Origin of the sequence: Arthrobacter sp. 35/47, assembly GCF_000520475.1 — a bacterium.
In the GTDB taxonomy this organism is placed as follows: domain Bacteria; phylum Actinomycetota; class Actinomycetes; order Actinomycetales; family Micrococcaceae; genus Arthrobacter_D; species Arthrobacter_D subterraneus.
Genome location: NZ_KI914613.1, coordinates 163,709 through 165,884 on the forward strand (window position 1 = coordinate 163,709; position 2,176 = coordinate 165,884).

The window sequence follows — 2,176 nt, forward strand, 5'->3', positions numbered from 1 at the left end:
CTCGTGGCAGCAGGCGCTCGAGCCGTTCGTGGGGGAGCGCTGGCAGCTTGAGGAGCTGACCGTGAACTACCGGACCCCGGCGCAGATTGCCGAGGCAGCCGTGCGGATGGCCAACGCGGCCGGGCTCGTGGTCTCAGCTCCCAAGGCGGTCCGGGACGGACGCTGGGACCCGGTGATCGACCGGGTGCCGGATCTGGAACCGGCGCTCCTCGCGGCACTGCCGGAGGAACTGGAGGCTATCGCCGACGGTCTCCTCGCGGTCATCGCACCGGCCCGGATCATCGACCGGGTCCGGGCTGCAGTTACGTCGGTCTACGGCAGCCGGGTCGGGCAGGGTGCGGGCGGGCCCGGACAGGACATTGTCGTCACCACTCCGCGCGAGGTGAAGGGCCTTGAGTTTGACGGCGTGGTCGTCCTTGAGCCGGCCGAGATGCTGAAGCAGGAGGCTGTCCGTGTCGGTGACCTGTATGTCGCCATGACGCGCCCCACACAGCGCCTTCGCCTCATCTCGACGGGTGAAATTCCTGAGGGCATTGAGGACTGATATTTTGAAGCGGTGCAACAACCTACCGATACGGCGCACTCGCCCGTGACCGAACAGCAGAACGACAGCTCCTTCGAGAACCTCTGGCAGGAGCTGAAGTGGCGCGGATTGATTCACGTGTCCACGGACGAGGCGGAACTGGAGAAGCTGCTCGCCGGTGCACCGATCACGTACTACTGCGGCTTCGACCCCACTGCACCGAGCCTTCACCTGGGCAACCTGGTCCAGTTGCTGACAATGCGGCGCCTCCAGCTCGCCGGGCACAGGCCGATCGGCCTCGTGGGCGGGTCCACCGGGCTGGTGGGCGACCCTCGGCCTTCAGCGGAGCGCACCATGAACACCAAGGAAACCGTCGCTGAGTGGGTCGGGTACCTGCAGGGTCAGGTGGAGCGGTTCCTGAGTTTCGAGGGCGACAACGCTGCCCGGATGGTCAACAACCTCGACTGGACCGCACCGATGAGCGCCATCGATTTCCTGCGCGATGTCGGAAAGCATTTCCGTGTCGGCACCATGATGAAAAAGGACGTTGTCGCCTCCCGGCTGAACTCCGATGAAGGCATCAGCTACGCCGAGTTCAGCTACCAGGTGCTGCAGGGCATGGATTACCTACAGCTCTTCCGGGACCACCAGTGTGTTCTGCAGACCGGCGGGTCGGATCAGTGGGGCAACCTCACCAGCGGCACCGAACTCATCCGCAAGGTCGAGGGCAAGAGTGTCCACGCCATCGGAACTCCGCTGATCACCAATGCGGACGGCACCAAGTTCGGCAAGAGCGAGGGCAATGCTGTCTGGCTGGATCCGGCCATGACCACCCCGTACGCCATGTACCAGTTCTGGTTGAACACCACTGATGCGGATGTTATCGACCGACTCAAGGTCTTCACCTTCCGGAACCGCGTCGACATCGACCGGCTGGCGGAGTCGGTCGAGAGCCGGCCGCATCTGCGAGAGGCGCAGCGCGCGCTGGCCTTCGATGTGACTTCCCTGGTTCACGGCGTTGACGCCACGGAAAAGGTGATCGCCGCCTCGGCTGCGCTGTTCGGCCAGGGCGACCTCGCTGAACTGGATGAAAACACGCTCCTTGCCGCGACTGCTGAACTGCCGACGGCGAAGGTCGACGCCGGTGCCCTCGGCATCATCGATCTTCTGGTGGCGAGTGGGCTTTCTCCCAGCAATTCGGCAGCGCGCCGGACGGTCGCCGAGGGCGGTGCCTATGTGAACAACCAGAAGGTGGCCGACCCGGACACGATCGTCGGTTCGGAGCAGCTTCTGCACGGGCGTTTCCTGCTCCTTCGGCGTGGGAAGCGGACGCTCGCGACCGTCGAAATCGGCTAGCTGCCGGCTGGGCAGGAACAGATTTGCACAGTGCCGGAAGGCCGTGTAATGTTTTCTGAGTCGCCGCCGCTGAGTGGTGACAAACCCCCTCCTAAAACCAAATGGTTCGGACGTGCGCTGAGCGCAGAAGTCCAATGCCAGGCAGTTTGTGGTGGGCGGATTCGAATTATCGAAGTCGAATTCCGGTAAATAAGCCGATTTGACAGAAACAATTCGAATGAATTAGATTTAGTAACAACGCAGCACGGAAATGTAAATAAAAACTTACAAAGTATGTGAATTGCTTCTGTTGTTTGA

At 62.2% G+C, this 2,176-nt stretch carries 1 protein-coding gene and 1 pseudogene; both read left to right on the top strand.

From position 1 onward, the window contains the following. A pseudogene (locus tag X803_RS21580) lies at nucleotides 1–544 on the top strand (AAA family ATPase); the annotation flags it as partial. 12 nt (nucleotides 545–556) lie between these two features. After that, complete coding sequence (gene tyrS, locus X803_RS0113260) at nucleotides 557–1,879, top strand: tyrosine--tRNA ligase (RefSeq protein WP_051470750.1); 1,323 nt, start codon at nucleotides 557–559, stop codon at nucleotides 1,877–1,879. Nucleotides 1,880–2,176 lie beyond the last annotated feature (297 nt).